The sequence below is a fragment of the Photorhabdus sp. RM322S genome, from assembly GCF_042879395.1.
Lineage (GTDB): Bacteria > Pseudomonadota > Gammaproteobacteria > Enterobacterales > Enterobacteriaceae > Photorhabdus > Photorhabdus khanii.
Genome location: NZ_JBHFKW010000003.1, coordinates 66,390 through 90,829, shown reverse-complemented (window position 1 = coordinate 90,829; position 24,440 = coordinate 66,390). Strand labels below are relative to the sequence as shown.

The 24,440-nt window shown below is 41.6% G+C and carries 17 protein-coding genes; 12 read left to right on the top strand and 5 right to left on the bottom strand.

All coding sequences use genetic code 11. The annotated features are described in order from the left end of the window. The first annotated feature begins 68 nt into the window (after positions 1–68). The 3 genes from speG to ppx all read left to right on the top strand — a co-directional run bounded on the left by speG (position 69) and on the right by ppx (position 4,309). Entirely contained in the window at positions 69–614 is a 546-nt protein-coding gene (speG, locus tag ACGF63_RS02760) for a spermidine N1-acetyltransferase (RefSeq protein WP_036849330.1), read from the top strand. Between the two features lie 89 nt (positions 615–703). Next, positions 704–2,773: a polyphosphate kinase 1 gene (gene ppk1 / locus ACGF63_RS02755; RefSeq protein ID WP_036849328.1), complete on the top strand. Its 2,070-nt coding sequence runs from the start codon at positions 704–706 to the stop codon at positions 2,771–2,773. Between the two features lie 3 nt (positions 2,774–2,776). Then, positions 2,777–4,309 carry an exopolyphosphatase gene (gene ppx / locus ACGF63_RS02750; protein ID WP_152961783.1) on the top strand — a complete coding sequence of 511 codons (1,533 nt, stop codon included), beginning with the start codon at positions 2,777–2,779 and terminating at the stop codon, positions 4,307–4,309. 136 nt (positions 4,310–4,445) lie between these two features. On the opposite strand, the gene ACGF63_RS02745 is transcribed toward ppx, so the two are convergent. Both ACGF63_RS02745 and ACGF63_RS02740 read right to left on the bottom strand, forming a co-directional pair. Next, positions 4,446–5,291, bottom strand: coding sequence for a DMT family transporter (locus tag ACGF63_RS02745; protein WP_036849323.1), 846 nt, complete (start codon positions 5,289–5,291; stop codon positions 4,446–4,448). Between the two features lie 15 nt (positions 5,292–5,306). Next, positions 5,307–6,530, bottom strand: a complete 1,224-nt coding sequence (locus ACGF63_RS02740) for an acetyl-CoA carboxylase biotin carboxylase subunit family protein (protein ID WP_070974548.1) — start codon at positions 6,528–6,530, stop codon at positions 5,307–5,309. Between the two features lie 426 nt (positions 6,531–6,956). Between ACGF63_RS02740 and ACGF63_RS02735 the strand changes: the two genes are divergently transcribed. Genes ACGF63_RS02735 through ACGF63_RS02720 form a run of 4 tightly spaced genes read left to right on the top strand, consistent with a single transcriptional unit; the run spans position 6,957 to position 11,661 of the window. Then, complete coding sequence (locus tag ACGF63_RS02735) at positions 6,957–7,355, top strand: RidA family protein (protein ID WP_036849319.1); 399 nt, start codon at positions 6,957–6,959, stop codon at positions 7,353–7,355. Between the two features lie 50 nt (positions 7,356–7,405). Further along, positions 7,406–8,710: a 3-phosphoshikimate 1-carboxyvinyltransferase gene (locus ACGF63_RS02730; protein ID WP_036849317.1), complete on the top strand. Its 1,305-nt coding sequence runs from the start codon at positions 7,406–7,408 to the stop codon at positions 8,708–8,710. 27 nt (positions 8,711–8,737) lie between these two features. Then, complete coding sequence (gene aroA, locus ACGF63_RS02725; RefSeq protein ID WP_036849315.1) at positions 8,738–10,093, top strand: 3-phosphoshikimate 1-carboxyvinyltransferase; 1,356 nt, start codon at positions 8,738–8,740, stop codon at positions 10,091–10,093. 35 nt (positions 10,094–10,128) lie between these two features. Then, complete coding sequence (locus tag ACGF63_RS02720; protein WP_152961781.1) at positions 10,129–11,661, top strand: asparagine synthetase B; 1,533 nt, start codon at positions 10,129–10,131, stop codon at positions 11,659–11,661. A gap of 89 nt (positions 11,662–11,750) precedes the next feature. On the opposite strand, the gene ACGF63_RS02715 is transcribed toward ACGF63_RS02720, so the two are convergent. The 3 genes from ACGF63_RS02715 to ACGF63_RS02705 all read right to left on the bottom strand — a co-directional run bounded on the left by ACGF63_RS02715 (position 11,751) and on the right by ACGF63_RS02705 (position 14,456). Further along, the gene (locus ACGF63_RS02715) at positions 11,751–12,422 is read right to left on the bottom strand and encodes a Crp/Fnr family transcriptional regulator (protein WP_387628655.1); all 672 of its coding nucleotides are present in this window, start codon (positions 12,420–12,422) and stop codon (positions 11,751–11,753) included. 85 nt (positions 12,423–12,507) lie between these two features. Further along, complete coding sequence (gene add, locus ACGF63_RS02710; RefSeq protein WP_152961780.1) at positions 12,508–13,500, bottom strand: adenosine deaminase; 993 nt, start codon at positions 13,498–13,500, stop codon at positions 12,508–12,510. A 26-nt stretch (positions 13,501–13,526) separates the two neighbouring features. After that, entirely contained in the window at positions 13,527–14,456 is a 930-nt protein-coding gene (locus ACGF63_RS02705) for a nucleoside hydrolase (protein ID WP_387628653.1), read from the bottom strand. 386 nt (positions 14,457–14,842) lie between these two features. Between ACGF63_RS02705 and ACGF63_RS02700 the strand changes: the two genes are divergently transcribed. The 5 genes from ACGF63_RS02700 to baeR are packed head-to-tail and all read left to right on the top strand — an operon-like array spanning position 14,843 to position 24,372. Continuing rightward, the gene (locus ACGF63_RS02700) at positions 14,843–16,057 is read left to right on the top strand and encodes an MdtA/MuxA family multidrug efflux RND transporter periplasmic adaptor subunit (protein ID WP_152961778.1); all 1,215 of its coding nucleotides are present in this window, start codon (positions 14,843–14,845) and stop codon (positions 16,055–16,057) included. Then, positions 16,057–19,203: an MdtB/MuxB family multidrug efflux RND transporter permease subunit gene (locus tag ACGF63_RS02695; protein ID WP_152961777.1), complete on the top strand. Its 3,147-nt coding sequence runs from the start codon at positions 16,057–16,059 to the stop codon at positions 19,201–19,203. Before ACGF63_RS02700 ends, ACGF63_RS02695 begins: the two co-directional genes overlap by 1 nt. Next, the gene (gene mdtC / locus ACGF63_RS02690) at positions 19,200–22,286 is read left to right on the top strand and encodes a multidrug efflux RND transporter permease subunit MdtC (RefSeq protein ID WP_387628650.1); all 3,087 of its coding nucleotides are present in this window, start codon (positions 19,200–19,202) and stop codon (positions 22,284–22,286) included. The genes ACGF63_RS02695 and mdtC overlap by 4 nt, the downstream gene beginning before the upstream one ends. Continuing rightward, positions 22,283–23,671 carry a two-component system sensor histidine kinase BaeS gene (gene baeS / locus ACGF63_RS02685; protein WP_387628775.1) on the top strand — a complete coding sequence of 463 codons (1,389 nt, stop codon included), beginning with the start codon at positions 22,283–22,285 and terminating at the stop codon, positions 23,669–23,671. Before mdtC ends, baeS begins: the two co-directional genes overlap by 4 nt. Beyond that, the gene (gene baeR, locus ACGF63_RS02680; RefSeq protein ID WP_036849297.1) at positions 23,668–24,372 is read left to right on the top strand and encodes a two-component system response regulator BaeR; all 705 of its coding nucleotides are present in this window, start codon (positions 23,668–23,670) and stop codon (positions 24,370–24,372) included. Before baeS ends, baeR begins: the two co-directional genes overlap by 4 nt. The last annotated feature ends 68 nt before the right edge of the window (positions 24,373–24,440 follow it).

The following is a 24,440-nucleotide window of genomic DNA, read 5'->3' as shown; positions in this document are numbered from 1 at the left end:
AATATACCCAGCACTGCGAACTATTATTAATAATACTCTCTTACTTATTAAAAACACCGAGGTATCAAATGTCTGGTGGTTCTCATTCTCCACCTGTCAGGTTACGCCCCCTTGAGCGGGAAGATCTGCCTTTTATCCATCAATTAGATAACAACGCCAGCGTCATGCGTTACTGGTTCGAAGAGCCTTATGAAGCTTTCGTTGAACTGAGCGATCTCTACGACAAACATATTCACGATCAGAACGAGCGCCGGTTTATTATCGCCAGTTCTGACGCCAAAGTTGGGCTGGTTGAATTAGTCGAAATCGACTACATCCATCGCCGGGCAGAATTTCAGATCATTATTGATCCGGCATATCAGGGCCAGGGGCATGCAACCAAAGCGGCAAAACTGGCGATGGAATACGCATTTTCTGTGCTCAATCTGTATAAACTCTACCTGATTGTTGATAAGGAGAACATTAAAGCCATTCATATCTATAATAAGCTGGGTTTCTACACTGAGGGCGAATTAATAGATGAATTCTTTATTAATGGCTGTTACCGCACAGCAATTCGCATGTGTGTTTTCCAACATCAATATTTCGCGTCCAAGGCAGATAAAAAGGCCTGAACCCACCATGACAGACGAGGTTATAACAACAGTCCACGACTAATAATACTCAAAAATTCAACACATTCACCTCAACACCTGGAGTAACAATGTCCCAAGACAGGCTCTATACCGAGAAAGAACTTAGTTGGTTATCCTTCAACGAACGTGTGCTTCAGGAAGCGGCGGATAAGAGCAACCCATTGATAGAACGGATGCGGTTCCTAGGTATTTACTCCAATAATCTGGACGAATTCTACAAAGTTCGTTTTGCTGATGTGAAACGGCGGATACTGATTAATGAAGAGCGCGGATCCGCCACCAGCTCCCGGCATGTACTGAAAAAGATCCAATCCAAAGTCGCTAAAACCGATCATGAATTTGATGTACTCTATAATGAATTACTGCTGGAAATGGCCCGCAATCAGATTTTCCTGATCAATGAACGGCAAATTTCACCGAATCAGCAAATCTGGTTACGCCAATATTTTCGTCAACATCTGCGACCCCATATCACACCAATCCTGATTAACCCGGAAACGAATCTGGTTGAATTTCTGAAAGATGACTACACTTATCTGGCAGTTGAAATTGTCCACGGCCAGAATATCCAATATGCATTACTGGAAATTCCGTCAGATAAGGTACCACGTTTTGTTAATTTGCCGCCTGAAATGCCACGCCGCCGCAAGTCAATGATCCTGCTGGATAATATTCTGCGCTACTGTCTTGATGAAATTTTCAAAGGCTTCTTTGACTATGATTCACTCAATGCCTATTCAATGAAAATGACCCGTGATTCTGAATATGATTTAGCAACAGAGATGGAATCAAGCCTGCTCGAATTGATGTCATCCACCCTGAAACAACGGCTGACTGCGGAACCGGTAAGACTCGTTTATCAAAGAGAAATGCCGGATGAAATGGTAGAATTACTGCGTAGCAAGCTTGGCCTGTCAAATGACGACTCGGTGATCGCTGGCGGACGCTATCACAACTTTAAAGATTTCATTAAATTTCCCAATGAGGGAAAGAAAAACCTGCTAAACAGACCCTTACCGAGATTACGGCACACTTGGTTTGATAATTTTCGCAATGGTTTTGATGCTATTCGTGAACAGGATGTTCTGCTCTATTATCCCTATCACACCTTTGAACACGTGCTGGAATTACTGCGCCAGGCTTCTTTTGACCCAAGCGTGCTTTCCATCAAGATCAATATTTATCGGGTAGCAAAAGACTCCCGCATTATTGAATCAATGATTCACGCTGCCCATAACGGTAAAAAAATTACCGTGGTTGTTGAATTGCAGGCACGATTTGATGAAGAAGCCAATATTCATTGGGCCAAACGGCTGACCGAAGCAGGTGTACATGTTATTTTCTCGGCACCGGGGCTAAAGATCCACGCAAAACTGTTTTTTATTTCCCGTCTGGAAGGCGAAGAAATTGTTCGCTATGCCCATATTGGTACAGGTAACTTTAATGAAAAAACAGCGCGTCTCTATACCGACTATTCCCTGCTGACAGCCAATCCGAAAATTACCAACGAAGTCCGTCGGGTATTCAACTTTATTGAAAACCCCTATCGCCCGGTCAACTTTGAAAACCTGATGGTTTCGCCACAAAATTCCCGCGCGATGCTCAACCAGCTTATTTCTCAGGAAATAGCAAACGCCAAAGCAGATAAACCCGCAGGCATTACATTAAAAATCAATAACCTTGTTGATAAAGAGCTGGTGGACCGCCTGTACGACGCCTCAGAAGCGGGTGTAAAAGTACGCCTGCTAATACGTGGTATGTGTTCACTGGTGCCCAATCAGCCAGGATTCAGCGAAAATATTCAAATCACCAGTATCGTTGACCGTTACCTCGAACATGATCGGGTTTATGCCTTTACCAATAACGGCGATGAAAAAGTCTTTCTCTCCTCTGCCGACTGGATGACCCGTAATATCGACTACCGGATTGAAGTTGCTGTCTGCCTGCTTGATCCACAACTGAAACAACGTGTACTGGATATTCTCGAACTACAATTCAACGATACGGTAAAAGCCCGTTACGTCGATAAAGAACTGAGCAACAGTTATGTGCCACGGGGCAATAAACGGAAAATCCGTGCACAATTGGCGATTTATGACTATATAAAATCCCTCGAACAACCTGGACCAAGAGCCTAATCCATGCCGCTAACACACGATAAATCTACGCCCCGACCAATGGAAATTGCCGCTATCGATCTGGGTTCAAACAGTTTCCATATGATCATTGCACGAATCGTTAACGGCGCATTGCAGATCCTTGGCCGATTAAAACAACATGTCTACCTTGCTTACGGCCTGAATCAAAAAAACGAATTAAGCGAAGAAGCCATGGAGCGCGGCCTGGCTTGCCTTGCGCTGTTTGCTGAACGGCTACAAGGTTTTCCGGCAGATAACGTCTGTCTGGTCGGCACTCACAGCTTACGTGAAGCCAGCAATGCCAAAGAATTCATCAGGCGGGCACAAGAGGTCATCCCCTATCCGATTGAAATTATTTCCGGCCACGAAGAAGCCCGCCTGATCTACATGGGAGTCGAACACACTCAGCCAGAACAAGATCGTAAGCTGGTGATTGATATTGGCGGTGGCTCTACTGAACTGGTGATCGGCGAAAATTTTGAACCCTTATTAATAGAAAGCCGCCGGATGGGATGCATCAGTTTTTCTCACCAATTCTTTTCCGACGGTGAAATCAGTGCGGAGAAATTCCGCAGAGCACGGCTTGAAGCCGCTCAAAAACTAGAGAACCTCTCATGGCAATACCGCATAAAAGGCTGGAACTCCGCGCTCGGCGCATCCGGGACAATTAAAGCCGTTTATGAAGTACTGGTCGCAATGGGAGAAAAGGATGGATTAATCACACCTGAACGGCTGGAAATGTTGGTCAAAGAGGTGCTTAAATTCAAAAAATTTACAACCCTCGACTTACCTGCATTATCCGATGATCGTAAACACGTTTTTGTTCCCGGCCTGGCTATCTTATGCGGTGTATTCGATGCCCTGCATATAAAAGAGCTACAGCTATCAGATGGCGCTCTACGTGAAGGTGTTTTATATGAAATGGAAGGTCGCTTCCGCCACCAGGACATCCGCCGGAGAACGGCAAAAAGCCTGGCTGAACACTATAATATCGACAGAGAACAGGCAAAGCGTGTGCTCGATACCACTGAATTGCTTTACCAACAGTGGGCCATCCAGAACCTAAAGCTGGTGCAGCCCCAACTCGAAGCGATTTTACACTGGGCGGCAATGCTGCACGAAGTTGGGCTGAGTATTAACTTAAGCGGATTACAGCGACACTCTGCTTATATTCTGCAAAATACCAACTTGCCCGGCTTTAATCAGGAACAACAATTACTGCTGGCAACATTGGTTCGCTGTCACCGCAAAACAATAAAACTGGATGATTTGCCAAGATTCAATCTATTTAAGAAAAAACAATATCTGCCATTAATTCAAATCCTGCGGCTGGCGACTTTACTCAATAATCAACGTCAATCCACAACCACCCCTGAATCACTCAGACTGATTACTGATGATGGTCATTGGGCACTCTATCTGCCTTACAATTACTTATCAGCAAACACCCTGATGCAACTTGATCTGGAAAAAGAGCAGGAATACTGGCATAACGTTACAGGTTGGCAATTAGAAATAGCAGAGGAATCAACATAGCGATTTATTTATTCGTCCATAGCGGCATTAGATCATCATCAGCAAAATAATCAATCTGGCGCCACAACTCTCGTCAATCAGTCTAATTTTCTCACTGTTTCCCCGAATTTTTCGGGGAAACAATCCATTATAACGACTACAACTTCAACAGAATGACCCCTGCGATTATAATAATAATGCCCATCCACTGAATACGGCTCAATCGTTCTCCACGAATAAAAAAACCTAACAAAGCGGTGACTCCACTTGCTAATGAACTCAGAACAGTAACAATCGCAACTTGCCCAGTTGCAGAACCGTAAGCCAATGAGGAAAACCCTATCAGGCTAAAGAAACTAATTAAAAAAACCAACGCTATAATTGAAACTGGCGGTAAAGATAAATCCCCATTTTTCAGCAATGTGAGAAATAAAAGCACTACAGCGGTTAAATAGTAAACCCATAACGCATTGATAACACCAAGATCTCTCACAGCAAATTCCCCTTGCAACCAGAAACCTAAACCAAACATCAGCGAAGATAAAAATGCAAAGAGAATTGAACCCGACGATTCTCGCTGTCCATCTTTAGATTTCGGCACACTGGTTAAACATGCACCCACAACACACATAAATAGACTAAATAAAACCAAAGCGGTGATCGGTTTCCCACTTATCAATGACAAAATAGTCGTCACTGCTCCATAAAGCGAAACAATCGGTGCAACAATAGAAGCTTTACCAATCGATAACGCTTTAAGTAGAAATACCATTGCCATTAAATTGCAAACAGAAGCAATAATACAAATGATCAATTGAAAAAAACTAGCATTGACAAACGACATCTTAAAATAAAAAAACAGCAATAAAGATAAAACAGAAAAACCAAATAACTGACTATAGAATAATGATTTAGCCACACCGATTTTTCTTGCCGCTTGCCCGGCTAAAAAATCAGTACTTCCCCAACACAATGCCGAAATCAATCCCATCAAAATAGCCATAATTATGATCTCTTATTAATTTGTTTTTAATTGCACACTATTAGCAATGCGCATTGCATTTTCCATAGCTTCTGTACAGCTATCACCATGAGCCAGGGCATAACCGACAATAGAACCAAAGTTTTTATTTTTCGACGAAATACTGAAAGGTGTCTTTTTAAACCCGGCGGAAATAAAATAAGGGGAATCAGAGTCTACGCTAATATCATTCACAATAGCTTCGCCACGATGGAAAATAAAGGCATCAGCGACGAATGGATAGGTCATTACTAATTCTGGTGATATAGTGCTTTCTATACCACAAACGAAATCAACCAAATATTTGACCATATTCACCCCGGTGGACATGAAAATCTGTTGAGCCGCTCTGGCACCCGCTATACGCAAGTTTATTTCAACTAATGCAGGCCCATGAGATGTATAAATAAATTCAACATTTATTGCACCACCCCGTAACCCCAGAGCGGTTACCCACCCTTTCACAAGCTCACAGGCAATAGCAAATTCAACTTCAGACAGATCATCAGCAGGATGAGATAAACCTATCATACACAAGCCATCATCAGGAGAAACAAAAATTCTATTGATGCCAATTAAATGCCATTTATCATGATTATAGATCAATTCAGCCCCATAAAAATTGCCTTGAAGGAACTCTTCTATCAAGAATTCCTCATTAACTTTACCGAGCATTGACATCGTGCCGCTAGACGAAATGTCTGAAATCACATTGCGATAATCATCTTTAGATTTGCAAAGTGAAACCCCATAAGCTCCCGCATCACGGAGTGGCTTAATAACAAATGGAAAAGGAACTTTAGGATTTTCTGGAATATTATTATAAGAAAAAACCTCGTAGGCAGGTTGATAATAACCATATTGTACAAGAATATCCCTGACATTTTTCTTACTGAATGCATTCCTCAAACCCTTTAGATCGGGATGAGGTAAACCGAATTCTAACGCCACTTCGGACGCCGGGATCATCATATCATCATAGCAGCCAAGGATCGCGGCAACAGGAATGTGGTTATCTTTAATTAAATTAATAATATCTGTGCTACTTCTGGTATCTATATAGTAAATATTATCGAATAATTCCTTTTTTAAATCATCATATAATCCTTTATTCATTGATGCCATTGAAGTCAACAAAACCGGAGAAAATCCTAAATATCTAATATAATCAATTGCCAAGCATTCAGTCGGTCTTACTTCAAGAAAAATAAAAACGCCCATATCTACCCCACCATTAGTTGCTTTTTATTAATATATACTTATCTTTTTCACTCCGAAAACAACCTATATTTATTAATAATAAAATTTTATACTAGAATTAAAAAAACTAATTATCATGTATAGTCTCAACAAGGGTAACTTTCAAATATAAAAACCATCAACTTAAAGTCTTTAATACGTAACTGATTAAATTTCAATAAATTTTTTTTACAAAAAAATAACTTCACCGTCAGAAAAAACATTTATTACTTTTTTAAATAAAAAAATCAAAAACTATTCTATTTTAATGTTTAATTTACTTTGACATATCATCATTTATATACTTTTATTAATGCAACATCAATTTACGGATATTTTTTAGTTAATGGAATAAATTGTTTAAATTAATTTATTGTTCCCGGATATTTTTTATCTATAGGAGTATTTATGTCGTCTCATGAATTTAAAAAAACAGTATTCAGCCCATCTCCATGGGAAAACAAAATGGGATACTCAAGAGGGAAAAGGGTTGGTAATCAAATCTTTATTGCAGGATGTGTCGCCTCAGACGGCGATGGCAATGTTATAGGGGAAAATGCTTACGAACAAACGCTATTTATTATAGAAAAAATTGAAAAATATTTAAAAGAGCTTGGCACAGAACTAACCGATGTTGTCAGTACGGTAACGCATTTAACTGATTTCGAACATTTTGATGATTATTGCCGGGCATTTAACGAGAAATTTGGCGATATACGTCCTGTTAATACAACGATTGCGGTTAAATCGATGGTAAAGCCAGAACATTATGTTGAAATTACCACTATTGCTATCGACAGCAAATAGTTGAATAAAATAACAATATCAATGGAAATTGATCTACCTGGAGGCTTGGCATGAATAAAATTAACGTGCTCCCTGGTTCCACTCTTAATGGGGAAATAACCATACCCTCATCTAAGCCTCATATCCAAAGGGCTCTACTATTAGCACTGTTAAATGAAGAGAAAACAACAATAAATAATTTATCATGGTGTACCGAGACAGAAGATTTACTTACCGCGTTACAACAATTTGGTCTGCAAATTCTGGATAGAAGTCAAAATCACATCACATTGAAAGGGGCACATCCAATATATCATTGTCATGGAATTATTCATGCTAATGGTTCTGGCATGCTATTCAGAATAAGTGTCGCCTTAGCCTCACTAACAGAAAAAGAAGTTTATATAAAATGCAATGACTCCCTGTTTAACAGAGAAAGTCTGTATGACGAAGCATTTTTTTCATATCTGAATGTATTTGCAGAAAAGCAACAAGAGAATATCGTTGTTGTTTCCAGAAGGATATATCCCTCACAATCCCCATTGAACTTCAATAAAAGTACCCAGTTTCTCTCATTCTCTCTTCTTGTCTCGCCATTTATTAAAGGGAAAAGTATCATTATTAACAACGACAGTGAAACCAATAATGGATATATTGATATAACAATTAAAATGATGGCATTGCTGGGGAGTAAAATCACCCGCATAGGTAATGCATTTATTTCAACTGCATATCAAGCAAGGGATATTATCATTAACATTCCTACTGATTTCACATCACTAAGCTACATTACTTCGTCAATATTAAGTATTAATCGGCCAAGCAAAGTAACTATAAAACGTTACTCTCAGGGAAATACCATTAACGAAAGCGTATTATTTAACATATATAAAAGATTTGGTATAAATTTAGAATATAACTCAACGAAGAATGAACTCAATATTAATTTAGCAAGAGAGCGTAACGCGATTACAGGTGAAATTTACTTAAATGAACTTCCCTCTGTTGCCACTAATATTATCGCCGCAGCGATTAATGGCAAGGGAGATATCACATTTTCCGGGCTTAATGCGATAAATAACCATAAATGTCAACGAGCATTCATTATTAATGAAAATATACGAATGATGGGAGGAAAAAGTTATTTAATTTTTAATGACACTGGTGCTTTCAACAAAATAAGGATCCACAGCAACGGGCCACTCAATGGAGGCGTTGAGGTATTCAGCTATTATGATCATCGGATTTGCGCGTCCAATATTATTGCATCACTAGGGGCAAGAGAGCGAACAACGGTTAATAATATTAATAAATTAGATGATGGCTTTCCTGGATTTATCCAATCTTTAAGTTCTCTTGGTGCCAGAATAAGTTAGCTAACAATGTAAAAACGAGATAAAAATATGAAATACTATGGAAATAATCATCCGCCATTTATTGAAATAAATAACACCAAGTCATTAAACGGCTCAATAACTTTACCGGCATCCAAAAGTTCCTCAACCCGTGCCATCCTAATAGCATCATTGACGGAAGGAACAAGTAAAATAAATAACATGGCATCAGGGAACAACACAACAGCGATGAAATTAAATTGTTCCCGTTTAGGCGCATCATTTAATAATGAGATTTCAAGGACCATCGTAACAGGCATAAACGTTAAAAAAATTAATAAAAAAATCATATTCAATCCAGGTAATTCCGGCGTGGTATTACGGCTATTAATGGGAGTATCCGGTTATCTGCCTGATGTCGAATTTATTACAGATTACAGCTATTCTCTTGGCACCCGCTCACAATCAGAAATGGTTAATGCACTAAAATTACTCAACATTCAATGCACCGCCGTTGGACCCGATTCACATTTGCCGATAAGTATTAAATCAAACAGAAACATCGGTAGTTACACTGAAGTTTCATGCCGAAAAAGTTCTCAATTCCTGAGTGGATTACTTTATTTAGGTGCCATTAGTGAACAGGATCTCCATATAAAAGTGACCGATACAATAACCGCACCATCAATGGTGCATACTACAATTAATAACCTGCGTAAGGCCGGTATTAATATTGAATATGATGACGAATTCCGCCATTTCTTTACCACAGGAAATAGTCGATTTATCGCATCAGAATTTAATGTCGGTGCCGATCCAGCCAGTACTGCGGCAATCCTTGCACTTTGTGCCTCACTTAATTCTGACGTCACCCTGAACGGTTTCTTTGAGGAGGAATTAGGTAATGGGGCCGTTGTGAACTATTTAATTAACGGTGGAGCTAAAATCAACTTTATCCGGGAAGATTGTCTCAATATTCGCTCCGGAGGAGCAATAAAAGCGCAGGATTTCGATGGTTCACTGGCACCCGATGCCGTACCTGCCCTCGCCGCATTAGCGGCGTTTGCCGAGGGTAAGAGCGTTTTTTATAACATTGAACATATCCGTTATAAAGAATCAGACAGAATTTCTGATTTTCGACGGGAATTAGACAAAATAGGTGTCAGATCAGAAGAGAAACTGGATCAATTAATTATTTATGGCAATCCATATGGATATAAAGGCGGCGTTATCGTTGATGGTCATTACGATCATGGATTAATCATGGCTCTCACGACAGTAGGTTTGCATTGTGATGCACCGCTCATTATTCGTGAACCATATCATGTTGGTCAAACCTATCCTGAATATTTCTCCGAGATCTCCACATTAGGTGCCAATGTAAATGAACTAAAATATTCCAGCCCTATACCAGAAGACATTTAAATATCATTGATAACTCTTAACCAAAGGAATTCACTATGTGTGGAATTGGTGGTGTTTTTAATACAGAAAACAAGCTTATCGATGATATTGAGAATAAGCTACAGACTATAATGTCAAAAATATCTCATCGGGGTGATTTATCTCGTTTTAATGAGAAAATTGTCAGAAATAACTTTTCAATCGCCACAAACAGGCTTGCTATTGTCGAACGCGACTCAGCATATCAACCTATTTCAAATCAAGAACATGATCTTCATCTTGTTCTGAATGGTCAGATTTATAATTATAAGTCTCTTCGGAATGAATTAATTGAACAAGGTTATCAATTTAAAAATGGTGGAGATGCTGAAGTCGCCCTGATTGCTTATATTTGCTATGGAAAATCATTTATTAAAAAATTGGACGGAATGTTTAGTTTTATTCTATTTGACAATAAGAATAATAAATTCTTACTAGGCAGAGATCATGTTGGTATAAAGCCGCTATATTACACTCATAAAGAAGGTAATTGGTATGTGGCGTCAGAAATAAAATCATTGATCGGGTTTAGCTCAGAAATTAAACCCATTGAACCCGGTTCAATTTTCGATGGCTTTACCAGTGAGAAATATATTCACTATAACTCAACTATCTTAGCAAGCAGCGATAATTTCGAACAGGCAAAAGAAAAAATCTACTCACTTTTAGATAATGCTGTCAAAAAGAGAGTTGATACAGATCTGCCCGTATCAATTATGTTTAGCGGAGGTATAGACAGTACCATCGTGCTTTATCTCGCCAAAAAATATCACCACGATGTTACGGCAATCTCATTTGGTTTACCCGGCTCAAAGGACATTGAGATCGCCCAAAGATATTGTTCTGAAAATAATATAAAACATATTATATATACTTTTACCCAGGAAGAATTAATAAATAATATCCAAGATTCAGTTTATTACGGTGAATTCTTCGAACAAATTGATGCTATTGACTCGACTATTGCTCATTTTGGTTACTATATTGCTAATCGCCTTGGTTTTAAAATCGCTTTATGTGGAGAAGGTAGCGATGAAATTTTTGCCGGCTATGATTTATTTAAAACGCATACAGAACCCCATAATCTCTCTCTCTATCGATTAAATAATCTTCACAGGACTGATTTACAAAGAGTTGATCGGGCAAGCATGAGAAATACCGTTGAAGCAAGAGTGCCATTTATGGACTCAGAACTGGTTCCTTATGTTTTAAGCCTGGATTTTTCTTACAAACTGAGTAACGGAGTAGAAAAACATATTCTACGGGAAGCATTCAGAGGAAAAATACCTGAATATATTATTGACCGGCCAAAAATAAGAATGCCGGATGGTAGCGGTGTAAAAAATACTATCATTGATTATGTTAAAGATATTAAATGCGATCTGCCAAATAACATTGTTAAAAATCTTAATTCTATTGGATTAACCAATCAAAGCTCACTGTATTTTGCTGAAAAATATCTCTCTTTTGGTTATCCATTACCGAAGCAACGTTTCAAAGAATCCGGCAAAGATTTCTCAGAATCTGGTTACTTTAATTTCATATCGTAATATTATCACTTCATTTATAGCTGCATTGTTCATCCTGCTAACAATGCAGCTATTTTGAGATAGAATATATGGATTTTAATTTTCATTGTTTAAAATTCAATATTATTACCAAAAAGTCTACAATCAATAATTTTAACCTGTTTATTCTTTGACATAATTATCTCTTTCTCATTCAAGCTTTTAATCGCCCGATTTAATTGTCTAACTGAAACCCCGAGAATAGCAGCTAAATTCTCTCTTTTTTCTAATACAAATATCGAACCCTTTTTTTTCGCGTTATAATAAAGAAATCTCTTTAATTTATCTTCAACAGTCAAGAATGCGCCAGACTGCAATAAAGAAGATTCAAAAAGCTTATTACTGAGTTGCTTACAAACAAATTCAAGAAATCGAGGATCCGTTAAACCAAATATTTTTACCCTTTCTAAGGGCATTGATAGGAGTACTGACGGCTCCTGAGCAGAGATAGTATTCATTATGCTATCTCCCTGGGAATGAAAAAGCTCTAAATCGCCAATAAGAAAAAGTGGAGTGGCTAATGCAAAAACAAAGAATTTCCCATTAATATTATAATATTCAACTTTCAATTTACCCTCAACCAAAATATAGAGATGAGTAAATTTTGATAATTGATGTGTAAGATAAACATTTTTCTTTATTTCTACCACATCTGATTTCTCCATAAGCTCTGGTGAAATAATCTTATCAAGATGATATTTATCCACATAATACGTTAATTTTCTTTCTTTATCCCGGCACATATTGAACCTACCCTTTTCTTAAATCACGCCATGACCAAGTATATTATGACATTTAAGAAATTTCCATTGACTCTCTGCCAATTTTTTACCATTGCAATATCACTATTTCTTTTTCCAATTTATTCTTCAGTTCTTTACTACAAAATGAGGCGTGTAATGCATTCAAATTCGTTTCAATAAAATCACTATCCTGCCAATTAAAACATCTATTAATCTTTAAATATTCTTCACATAAAGTTATATTTGCCACTGTTCTGGTGTCTGTATTAATACCAATATTTACCCCCATCTGCTTTAAAATATTAACCGGGTGGTTTTCATAAGTATCATAAATATCGCAAACAATATTACATGTCGGACATATTTCTAAATGTATATTTCTTTCTATAAGAGAATCAATAACACCTTGATTTTCAATGCTTCTTACTCCATGACCTATACGAGAAATATTTAATTTATTCATAGTCTCACGCACACTTTCAGCTCCCTTTGCTTCTCCTGCGTGCGCAATAACATTTCCGCCATTTTCCAATACCAGTCTGAATGCTTTCAAATGAGCATTAAGCGGATATCTTGCCTCATCAGCAGCAAGATCAAGAGCAACGACACCATAATGAGAATATTTATTTACAAGATAAGCTGTTCTCAAACTTTGATCTTCTGAAAAATGCCGCAAGGTACATAATATTAAACCTGCCTCTATGCCATATTTAATCGACGAATTTTCCATTGCCACCAGAACAGTTTCAACAATATCGCAATCACTTAATCCCAGGCGAAGGTGAAGTAAAGGGGCGAATCTAATTTCAGCATAGACTATATTATCGTTTTTTAATTGTCTAAAAAGATCTTCTACAGCATCAGCTATCACATTCTTTTTTTGCAACAGATCTAATGAAGGGCCTATTCTACTTAAGAAATCGCCTAGATTATGACATTTATCAGGCGCGATATACTTTTCACGAAATAATTTTTGGGTAATATCCGGAACCTGTTTTTTGATGAAATGATAACTCAACCCCGCATCAAGGTGCGTATGTAATTCGACTTTCTTCAGTAAATCAGGATTAAAACTCATTTTTTATCCTCCTATAGCATTAGAATTCACGATAACAGTGTAAACAATTTATGCTTAAATACATTGCCTTTAATTTTCGTAATGACCGTCATATTATGAGGTTTATTGAGAAGATGAGTTGAATCAATCACTAAATGCCCATATGAACGTTCACTCTGATACTCAACATAGCCATACACCGCTAATTTATCGACTATCATTTCATTCGGATATAAAGCAACCGCCATTGTTATGGGGTCAGGCAAATCAAACCCTTTCTTATCACACCTTCCTTCATTGAATTCCATCAATGTCCTATTACATCTCACAGCAAATTGACCAAGATCACTTATAGAACTTAATTTATCCATATCGAATTCATTAATAAAATCGTCTTCCATACCTAACTCCCATCCACAAAAAACAAGAGGTAATCCAGAGTTCAACACAATATGTGCTGCCTCAGCATCTGCATAAATATTGAATTCGGCTAAGGGGGTAATATTACCTGGTTTCAATCCAGCACCACCCATGATATAAACGATTTTGACCAACTTATATAAATCAGGTTCTTTTAACACCGCCATCGCTAAATTTGTCAGTGGTCCCAAAGTAATTATCTCTATCTCACCAGGAAATTTTCTTACAATATCAATAATTGCATCTACTGCATGTTTATCCTCTGATACTAATGATGATTCCGGTAAATTCATATCACCCATGCCATCTTTTTCATGAATATGATGTGAAGTATAGCGTTCTCTAAATAACGGTTTACTCATTCCCTCATATACCGGAGGAATATATGTCCCCGATTTTTCGATACTAATTAATGCATTTTTTCTGCACTGATCAATAACACAATTACCTGCAACAATAGTGATAGCTTCAATAAAGACTGATGGCTCACGAAGCGCCATTAGCAATGCAACCACATCATCGGAAGCCGTATCTGTATCGATAATAAAGTGTCTCATCACATACCTCTCTTATATCATGCTCCTTACATTAGGTTATAAGTTCCCTGAAAAAAAAGTCATATGACCTTTTTCTGGTATTATTCCATTTTCCCTCTGTTTTATAATCATCATGAATTTTATGAAAAATTAAAATATGTCATCCAATAACTGCAAAAAAATGAAAGTAACAAGCTGCGGTCATTTACATAATTCTTGGAGCAGTCTCGAAGAAACTGACAAAAAAAACCTTAATTTGACTTAAAAAGCGCTTTCTTGACATATTTTCCACATTTCCTCCATTTTTTAGCCTATCCTCACTGGCTAAACTAATAGAATACGATTAAACCGCTATTACAGTCGGACATAATTAAGCAACATCTTGCATTTGAGAGCATGTCGAAGAGATGAATAAAAATAATAAACGCCGTATCCTCCTTTTCCGTGCAGTACTGGCCGCTGTTGCCATCGCTGCCGCTATATTTATCTGGCACCAATTTAAAACGCCTTCGGCCCTTCAACAATCAGGCGCATCGGATCAATCCTCTGGTTTAAGGCACCCTCCGTTGCCTCCTGTTCAAATTGCCACCGTAAAAGAGCAGACCGTACCCCGCTTTCTGACTGGACTCGGCACCATTCAGGCCGCCAATACCGCTATCGTGACCAGCCGGGTTGAAGGTCAACTTATGGCTCTGCACTTTCAGGAAGGTCAACAGATTAAACAAGGTGATTTATTAGCAGAAATTGATCCTCGTCCTTTTCAGGTTCAGTTAGCACAAGCCAAAGGCCAACTTGCCAAAGACGAGGCAATACTGGCGAATGCCCGTCAGGATCTAAACCGCTACCAGAAACTGGCAAACACTAAACTGATTTCCCAACAAGAAATGGATAATCAGCGTGCACTTGTCCGCCAACATGAAGCCAATCTGAAAGTTGATCAAGCCGCAATTGACAGTGCAAAACTCCAACTCACTTACAGTCGTATTACTGCGCCCATCTCCGGTCGGGTGGGTCTGAAACAGATCGATGTAGGGAATTTTATCGCCAGTGGCAATAATTCGCCTATTGTTGTTATCACACAAACAGATCCGGCTGATGTGCTGTTTTCATTACCCGAAAACGATATCAATGCCGTTTTGCAAGCTCAGAAAGCGAATCATGATGTCATTGTCAGCGCATGGGATCGCAACAACCAGCAACAACTTGCCGAAGGAAAATTACTGAGTATTGATAATCAAATCGATGCGACTACCGGCACCATTAAGCTGAAAGCCCGTTTTGCCAATCAAAGTGACATTCTGTTCCCGAATCAGTTCGTTAATATCCGTATTAAAGTTGATACGCTGGAAAACGCAGTGGTGATCCCAAATGCGGCTCTGCAAATGGGTAATGAAGGGAATTTTGTCTGGATATTGGGTAAAGATAATAAAGTCAGCAAACATCTGGTCTCAGTCAAATTGCAGGATACACAGCGGGTTGTTATCAATACCGGCCTGACGGCGGGTGATAAAGTGGTGACTGATGGTATCGATCGCCTGACAGATGGCGCTAAGGTGGATATTGTCACACCGATGGCAAATAAGATTCAGCCGCAAAAACACGGCAAAACGGAGAATTCCTGATGCAGGTAAACTCCCAAATTCCAGGCGGCGGGCCATCACGCTTGTTTATCCTGCGACCCGTTGCCACCACACTGTTCATGGTGGCAATCCTGCTGGCAGGAATTATCGGTTATCGCATGTTACCGGTGTCTGCGCTGCCGGAAGTAGACTATCCCACAATTCAAGTTGTCACACTCTACCCCGGCGCAAGCCCTGATGTGATGACCTCCGCAGTCACCGCACCACTGGAACGCCAGCTTGGACAGATGTCCGGCCTTAAACAGATGGCATCCCAAAGTTCCGGCGGAGCTTCCGTTATCACATTACAATTTCAGCTGACTTTGCCATTAGATGTTGCCGAGCAAGAAGTACAAGCGGCCATTAACGCCGCCAGTAACTTATTGCCAAATGACCTGCCCTATCCTCCCATTTACAACAAGGTCAATCCCGCAGATCCCCCTATCCTAACGCTGGCCGTCACCTCTGAGGCGATGCCGATGACGCAAATTCAGGATATGGTCGAAACCCGTATCGCACAGAAAATTTCACAGGTAAATGGTGTTGGATTAGTGACACTAGCCGGCGGTCAGCGCCCGGCGGTCAGAGTGAAGTTGAATGCTCAGGCTGTCGCCGCACAGGGATTGGATAGCGAAACTATCCGTACCGCTATCAACAATGCCAACGTTAACTCCGCTAAAGGCAGTCTTGACGGCCCGACCCGTTCTGTCACGCTTTCGGCCAATGATCAAATGAAGTCAGTAAATGATTACCGCAAACTGATCGTTGCCTATAAAAAAGGTGCGCCGGTGCGGTTACAAGACATAGCAACCATTGAGCAAGAGGCCGAAAATACGAAACTGGGCGCATGGGCAAATAACAAACAGGCAATTGTGATTAATATCCAGCGCCAGCCGGGTGTTAATGTGATTAAAACCACGGATAATATTCGTCAAATGTTGCCGGAACTCAGCAGCAGTTTACCGAAATCTGTCGATATGAAAATTTTGACCGACCGCACCACAACGATTCGTGCCTCAGTGAAAGATGTTCAGTTTGAGCTATTACTGGCGATTGCACTGGTTGTTATGGTGATTTACCTGTTTTTACGCAACGGTATCGCCACACTTATCCCAAGTATTGCTGTTCCTCTTTCACTGATCGGTACGTTCGCAGTGATGTATTTCTGCGGTTTCTCCGTTAATAACCTGACACTAATGGCGCTCACTATTGCCACCGGTTTTGTGGTGGATGATGCCATTGTGGTCATCGAGAATATCTCCCGCTATATAGAACAAGGGGAGAAACCGATGGCAGCCGCATTGAAAGGCGCAGGTGAAATCGGTTTTACCATTATCTCCCTGACTTTCTCTTTAATCGCAGTGCTGATCCCGCTGCTTTTTATGGGCGATATCGTCGGCCGCCTTTTCCGTGAGTTTGCTATTACTCTGGCCGTGGCAATTCTGATTTCAGCTGTTGTCTCACTGACATTGACACCTATGATGTGCGCCAGAATGCTCAAACCAGAATCAAAGGTAAAACACAATCGTTTTGAGCAGGCCAGTGAACGCTTTTTTGAACGGACAATTGCCGGTTATGCCGTATGGCTGAAAAAAGCGCTGGACCATCCGTGGATCACACTTAGCGTCGCCTTGAGCACCCTTGCACTGACTACCCTGCTTTATCTCGTTATTCCAAAAGGATTTTTTCCATTGCAAGATAACGGGCTGATTCAGGGAACACTGGAAGCGCCGCAATCCATCTCCTTTGCGGCAATGGTGGATAAACAACAGCAGGTTTCATCTTTATTGTTGCAAGACCCGGCAGTGGAAAATATCACTACATTTGTCGGCATTGATGGTAGCAACCCAACACTGAATAATGGCCGGTTGCAAATCACACTAAAACCACTCAATCAGCGTGATGACAGAATCGCCGAAATTATTCCACGCTTGCAGGAAAAAATTGCGTCTATACCCGACGTAAAACTCTATCTGCAACCCATGCAGGATCTGACGATTGACACTCAGGTTACACGTACCCAATATCAATTTACATTACAGGCGACGTCCCTGAATGAACTGGGTATTTGGGTGCCCAAATTACTGGCTGGACTGAAACAGAGATCAGAATTGGTTGATGTCAGCAGTGACTGGCAAGACCAAGGGCTGATCGCCTATGTCAAAGTGGACAGAGACACCGCCAGCCGATTAGGCATCTCAATGGCAGCCGTAGATAACGCACTCTACAACGCGTTCGGCCAGCGGCTAATCTCAACAATTTATACTCAGGCTAATCAATACCGGGTTGTACTGGAACATGATGTGACATCAACTCCAGGTCTGGCAGCATTTGATAACATCCGTCTCAACGGAACTGACGGCAATACCGTCCCCCTCAGGGCTATCGCTACTGTTGAACAAAGATTTGGCCCATTGGCAATTAACCATCTGGCGCAATTCCCCGCAGCAACATTTTCTTTCAACGTTGCCGAAAACGCTTCTCTTGAACAGGCAGTCAATGCGGTTCGTGATGCCACGCAATTAATCAAAATGCCCAAAGACATGACCACCCAGTTCCAGGGAGCAACGTTGGCATTTGAAAGCGCGCTGGGTAATACCTTGTGGCTGATCGCAGCTGCCGTCATCGCCATGTATATCGTGTTGGGGATCCTGTACGAAAGCTTTATCCATCCGGTGACAATTCTCTCCACTTTGCCAACCGCAGGAGTGGGTGCACTGCTGGCACTGATCATGGCAGGTCACGAACTGGATGTTATTGCGATCATCGGCATTATCTTGCTGATAGGTATTGTGAAGAAAAATGCCATCATGATGATCGATTTTGCACTGGCGGCAGAGCGCGAACAAGGATTATCCCCTTACGAAGCAATTTATCAGGCATGTTTATTGCGTTTTCGTCCGATACTGATGACCACAATGGCAGCATTGCTTGGCGCGCTACCCTTGATGTTCAGCATCGGTGCAGGTGCCGAATTACGTCGTCCTCTGGGTGTCTGTATGGTGGGTGGACTGATTATGAGCCAGATCCTGACGCTGTTTACCACCCCGGTGATCTATTTACTGTTTGACCGGCTGGCGCACTATCGCCGCAACCGCACGTTCTCAGTACCGGATATTTCATCCATTGATCATCAGGAGCCGCGGTGAAATTCTTTGCTTTATTTATCCAGCGCCCGGTTGCCACCACGCTATTAAGTTTAGCCATAACCCTGTGCGGACTATTGGGGTTTACCCTGTTGCCGGTTTCTCCCTTACCGCAAGTGGATTTTCCGGTGATCTCCGTCCATGCCTCATTACCGGGTGCCTCACCGGAGACAATGGCCTCATCTGTCGCGACTCCGCTGGAGCGTGCCTTAGGCCGAATTGCCGGTGTCAATGAAATGACATCCAGTAGCTCCCTTGGCAATACCAATATCACACTTGAATTTGACCTGAGTCGTGATATTAACAGCGCGGCACGGGATGTACAGGCAGCTCTGAATGCTGCCCAAAGTATGTTGCCTTCTGGTATGCCCAGCAGACCGCGTTATTACAAAGCAAACCTGTCCGACGCACCGATTATGATCCTGACACTGACTTCTGATACCTATAATCAGGGGCAGCTTTATGATTTTGCGTCTACTCAACTGGCTCAGAAAATTGCACAAGTTGAAGGCGTCAGTGAAGTCTCTGTTGGCGGCAGTTCATTACCCGCAGTAAGAATTGAATTGGATCCCAGTGCTCTATTTCATCAGGGTGTTTCTCTGGATACGGTGCGCAAAGCGATCAGCAATGCCAATGTTCGTCGTCCACAGGGCTATGTGGATTCCGAGCAACAACGCTGGCAAGTTCAAACCAATGATGAGTTAAAAACAGCCAAAAGCTATCGCCCGATAATCGTTCATTATAATAACGGCTCACCGGTGCGATTGCAGGATGTCGCGAATGTAAAAGATTCTGTTCAGAATGTCAGAGCAGCCGGCATGTCTGATGGTAAACCGGCTATTTTGCTGATCATTCGCCGTGAAGCCGGTGCAAATATTATCGCCACAGTAAACCGGATCCGTGAACAATTACCGGCATTGCGTGAATCCATTCCTGCCTCTATTCAGCTTAAAGTAGCTCAAGATCGCACACCGACGATTCGCGCTTCATTGGTTGAGGTAGAACGGGCGCTGGTGATTGCTATCGGGCTGGTGATTCTGGTGGTATTTCTGTTTTTACGTTCTGGCCGGGCAACGTTGATCCCGGCAATGGCGGTACCCGTTTCACTCATTGGAACATTTACCGCCATGTATCTGTGCGGTTTCAGTCTGAACAACCTTTCCCTGATGGCTCTGACGATTGCGACGGGATTTGTGGTGGATGATGCGATTGTGGTACTGGAAAATATTTCCCGCCACCTTGAAGCCGGTATCAAACCAATGCAAGCCGCACTGCGTGGTGTCCGGGAAGTGGGCTTTACTGTTATTGCTATGAGTATTTCGCTGGTCGCCGTTTTTATCCCACTTCTGCTAATGGATGGACTGGTCGGTCGGCTATTCCGTGAATTTGCCATCACCTTAACCACATCAATCGGCATCTCATTGCTGGTTTCTTTGACACTGACGCCGATGATGTGCGCCCATTTACTGAAATCCCAACCACCCAAAGCACAGAAAAGAATCCGTGGATTCGGTAAAGTTCTGTTGAAAATTCAACAAGGCTATGGGCGCTCTCTAATGTGGACTCTTAATCATAGCCGTTGGGTATTGTTAATCCTGTCTGGCATTATTGCCCTGAATATTTGGCTCTATATCAATATCCCAAAAACTTTCTTCCCAGAACAGGACACCGGCCGGTTGTTTGGGTTTGTCCGGGCAGATCAAAGTATCTCTTTCCAGTCTATGAGTGAAAAAATGAAAAATTTTATGCAGGTAATTGATGCCGATCCCGCGGTAGACAGCGTTACCGGTTTCACTGGTGGTGAACGGGTCAATTATGGCTTTATGTTTATCTCTCTGAAACCATTGAAAGAGCGCTCAGACAGTACCGAACAGGTTATTTCACACCTGAGAATTAAACTTGCCAATGAACCGGGGGCAAACCTGTTTCTGATTCCAGTACAAGATATCAGGGCTGGCGGTCGTCAGTCTAATGCCAGCTACCAATTTACCTTGCTGGCAGATGACCTCAATGATCTCCGCAAATGGGAACCCATTATTCGTAAAGCATTAGGGCAACTGCCCCAACTGACCGATGTTAATTCCGATAAAGAAGATAAAGGGGCTGAAATGGCAATAATCTATGATCGTGACACCATGTCACGACTGGGAATTAATGTCAGTGAAGCAAATAGCCTGCTGAATAATGCTTTTGGTCAGCGACAAATATCCACTATTTATCAGCCACTAAATCAGTACAAAGTTGTGATGGAAGTTGCCCCGGAATATACGCAGGATGTCAGCGCACTGGAAAAAATGTTTGTGATAAATAATCAAGGAAACGCGGTTCCACTCTCCTATTTCTCCCACTGGCAACCGGCTAACGCGCCGTTAAGTGTAAATCATCAGGGGCTTTCTGCTGCGTCTACTATTTCTTTCAATGTACCGACAGGTTATACCCTCTCCGACGCTATTAATGCGATTGAAAGAACCATGACCGAACTGAGTGTGCCCTCAACGGTTCGCGGCACTTTCGCCGGCACCGCCCAGATTTTTCAGGAAACCCTGAAATCACAATTATTCTTGATCCTGGCTGCCATTATGACTGTTTATCTGGTACTGGGGATATTATATGAAAGTTATATCCATCCACTGACCATTCTTTCTACTCTGCCTTCTGCCGGGATTGGTGCCCTGCTGGCGCTGGAACTGTTTGACACACCATTCAGCCTGATCGCTTTAATAGGCATCATGTTGTTGATTGGTATCGTGAAAAAAAATGCCATTATTATGGTGGATTTTGCCATTGAAACTCAGTGTAACGGTAATCTCTGCGCCCGTGACGCGATATTCCAGGCCAGCCTGTTACGTTTCCGCCCAATTCTGATGACTACACTGGCCGCCTTGTTTGGTGCCCTGCCACTGGTTTTGAGCAGTGGTGATGGAGCGGAATTGCGCCAACCATTGGGAATCACCATCGTTGGTGGCTTGGTCATGAGCCAGCTTTTGACGCTATATACCACACCGGTTGTCTATCTCTGTTTTGATCGGCTGAGGGAGAAATGGCAACAACGGCATGCCACCAAACAGATTGCGGGGCAACGATGAAACCAGGGATCAGCGGTAAGCTGTTTATGGCTATCTTCGCCACTTGCATGCTGGTACTTATCACCATGCACTGGGGCGTAAGAAGCAGCTTTCAACATGGTTTTATGGGTTACATAAAACAAAATATCCAGTTACGTACATCTATGCTGGCTGAAGCACTGGCTGAACAATATCAACAATATGATAGCTGGAAATTCTTAAAGAAAAATGACCGGATCATTTTTCAAATCATTCGTTCCATTGAACAAACCAGTGAAAGCCGCCAAGGTCCACCGCCTCGTGGCTGGCGAACTCAATTCTGGGTCGTGGACAAGGATATGAAACTGCTGGCCGGTCATGAAGGTAAAATTCCGGAAGATACTTATCGCAAACCGATCACCTCTAATCATCAGGTCGTTGGCTGGGTCATTGTCAGCTCATCAGACAAAATTACCCGTCAAGCAGATATCAGTTTTGATCGCCAGCAACAACTGACAAGCTGGATAATTGCCAGTTTGTCTACTCTGCTGGCCAGCATCGCCACACTATTGTTATCCCGCGGCATGTTAAAACCCGTTAAGCGTCTGGTCGAAGGGACACATAAACTGGCGTCGGGCGATTTCAGTGTTCGGGTAACACCATCAAGTAAAGATGAAATCGGTCAGCTTGCCCACAATTTTAACCAGCTCGCCAGTACACTGGAAAAAAATGAGCAGATGCGCCGCGATTATATGGCAGATATTTCCCATGAATTGCGCACCCCCCTTTCCATATTGCGCGGTGAACTGGAAGCTTTGCAGGATGGCGTTCGCCAACCAACACCCGAAACACTGAATTCGTTACTGGCAGAGATCACCACATTGACCAAACTGGTTGATGATCTGCACCAGCTCTCGTTATCAGATCGCGGAGCGCTGGCATACCGGAAAGAATTTATCAATATCAGTGAGTTAATTCAGGCGGCTATCGCGTCTTATCGTGGACGCTTCCTTGATAAGCAAATTCAGATGGATGTTAAACTGCCTGAAACTATCATGATGTTTGCTGATCCAGGCAGATTGACCCAGCTTTTTCATAATTTGCTGGAAAACAGCCTTCGCTATACCACTGATAATGGAAAACTGACTATTGAGGGGTATTCTGCTAATAATCGCTTTATATTGAACTGGCAGGATAGCGAGCCTGGCCTGTTACCCGAGCAATGCCAACGGGCTTTTGAACGATTCTACCGCAGCGAATCCTCACGAAACCGCGCCAGTGGTGGATCAGGGCTTGGGCTGGCTATTTGCTATAACATCGTTGAAGCACATAACGGTACGATCTGTGCTGAACCCTCACCTTTAGGTGGCTTAAGAATTATCGTAGAATTGCCGCTAACTGAATCCCCTGACAGTGAAACGATATGAGTACAGAATCTGACCATTATACTGTTCTGATTGTTGAAGATGAGCCAAAACTCGGCCAGTTGCTGGTTGATTACCTGCGCGCGGCTGATTACGAAACTCAATGGTTACTGCGTGGTGATCAAGTTGTTCCCCATGTACAGCAACATAATCCAGATATTATATTGCTGGATCTGATGCTGCCAGGTTGTGATGGCATATCTGTCTGCCGGGAAATCCGCCGCTTCTCTGACGTGCCGATTATTATGGTTACCGCCAAAACGGAAGAAATTGACCGTTTATTGGGGCTGGAAATCGGAGCGGATGATTACATTTGTAAACCTTACAGCCCGCGTGAAATTGTCGCGCGAGTTAAAACCATTCTTCGCCGCTGTTACCGGCCGCAGGATATTGTCAGACAAAGTGATCTACACATTGACGAAGCCTGCTTCCAGGCACGTTACTGCGATAAAATACTGGATTTGACACCGGTTGAATTCCGGTTATTAAAAACGATGGCCAGTCGTCCAGGGCAAGTGTTTTCCCGCGATCAATTATTGGATAATTTGTATGACGATCACCGGATCGTGACAGACCGTACTATTGATAGCCATATTAAAAATCTGCGTCGCAAATTGGACCAATTGGACAACAGTAAAACGTTCATTCGCTCTATTTATGGACTGGGTTACCGGTGGGAAGCGGATATATGCCGTTTGTTATAACTGTCACACTTTAACCGAATTAAATTTCTCTCAACCTTTCGCCGGTCAGAAATTCAGCTATATTAAAA